Below are 1,701 nucleotides of genomic sequence, written 5' to 3' on the forward strand. Positions count from 1 at the left end.
GATTGCGGGTTTGGCGGCCGCCCGCGGGCAAACCCCCACACAAATCCACGACTGGGCCCTAACCACCACCCCCCTCACCCCCCAAGGACACACCCACCTAACCAACGGCACCCACACCTACCGCGCCACCCTCCAACCCGACGGCCACCTCACCCTCCACAAACTCAACCCCCACCACCAACCCACCGGCCGCCCCCTCACCACCATCCCACCCAACAAACACAACCCCACCCAAACCCAAACCGCCCGCACCCAACTCAAAAACCTCCGCACCCAACTCACCCAACACATCACCCTCCAAAACCACCACTACCACCAAGCCATGCTCACCTCCCACCGCTGGCACCCCCACCACTTCACCCAACACATCGCCACCCACCCCCTCACCCGCATCATCTACCCCGGCCTCATCTGGGGCATCTGGCAACACAACCAACTCCAAACCACCGCCCACATCGACCCCGACGGCCAACTCACCGACATCAACGACACCCCCATCCACCTCACCCCCACCCACCAAATCGACATCATCCACCCCATCGACCTCACCAACACCCAAACCCAAAACTGGCTCACCCACCTCACCGACTACGAACTCACCAACCCCCTCAACCAACTCACCCAACCCACCCACCACTACCAACACCCCCAACAACTCACCCCCACCCTGCCCCACGACTTTGCGCTTCCACGTTTCGGGGAGGTGGCTGAGGGTCGCGGCTGGGTTTGCACCGAATATTTAGCCCGGGCGCAGCGGGCCGCTAGTTGGTGGTTTGAGTCCCTCGATCTGTCGGTACTGATCGAGCTGCACGGGCAGCGGCCTGGGTTGTTGACTGCCACGGCGGTAGCCCGTCGCGGCCGCCTCGATAAGGCCACCGTTGTCGACGACGACTATTTGGTCGCCTTGCCGACCGTGCCGTGGGAAGAAGTGCCGCGCCGGATCACGAGCGAAGTGTTGGCATTCTTGGAACAACTACAACAGCCTTAATGCCAGAGTGCTGTAGGGGGTCGGCGGGTGGGGGTGTGAAGTGCTCCCCGGAAGTTGGGCCCGGTAATCGGGTGCCTTCTTCCGGGGAGCAGTCCATTTGGCGGCCCCCTTATTTTTAGTTTGGGGGTTGGTGGTGGCTGGTTACCATTCGTCGCTGTCGTCGCGGGGGGCGGGGCGGAGGTTTTGGGCGTTGCCTGCCCCATAGATGCTGGGGTCGATCTGGGGGGCGTCTTCTTCTGTCAGGCGGGTGGGCTGGTAGCCCAGCAGGTGCGACCGGGCCGCTCGTTGGTCTTTCTTGTCCTTGCCCCCGGCGGCACTGTTGGCGCCCCACACCCCACCAGCGGGCCGAGCCCCACCAGCGGGGCGGGCCGAGCCGGTGGTGCCGGTTGGCTTGCCTGCCGGGCTGGTGGCCGTGGCCCCAACCCCGCTCACTGGCCCCATCCCCGCCCGGGCCACGCCCGGGCGGGCCATCGCCGACCGGGTGCCACTAGCGGGGGCCTTAGCCCCCGCGGTGGTGCCGCTGCTAGGGGCCAGCATGCCACCCACCGGCGGGCGCGCCCCACCCATGCGCGCCCCACCAGTAGCGGTGGGCGAGCCCAGACCGGGCATACCCATCACCCCACCCATGGGCGCTACCCGCCCCACCGCCGCAGCGGTGGAAGATGGGCCCAGGCGGGAGGCCAAGGCCGCCCCACCCGCACTAACCCCACCCA

1 protein-coding gene and 1 pseudogene are annotated in these 1,701 nt (G+C 66.5%); one reads left to right on the forward strand and one right to left on the reverse strand.

Annotation, left to right across the window (positions count from 1 at the left end; genetic code table 11):
- The coding region (locus tag BSZ40_RS11135; RefSeq protein ID WP_158020908.1) for a DUF4132 domain-containing protein at positions 1-988 on the forward strand (988 nt) is incomplete at its 5' end.
- 141 nt (positions 989-1,129) lie between these two features.
- On the opposite strand, the pseudogene BSZ40_RS11985 reads toward BSZ40_RS11135, so the two are convergent.
- Positions 1,130-1,701: pseudogene (locus tag BSZ40_RS11985) on the reverse strand (hypothetical protein); the annotation flags it as partial.

This window comes from Buchananella hordeovulneris (genome assembly GCF_001907235.1).
In the GTDB taxonomy this organism is placed as follows: Bacteria; Actinomycetota; Actinomycetes; order Actinomycetales; family Actinomycetaceae; genus Buchananella; species Buchananella hordeovulneris.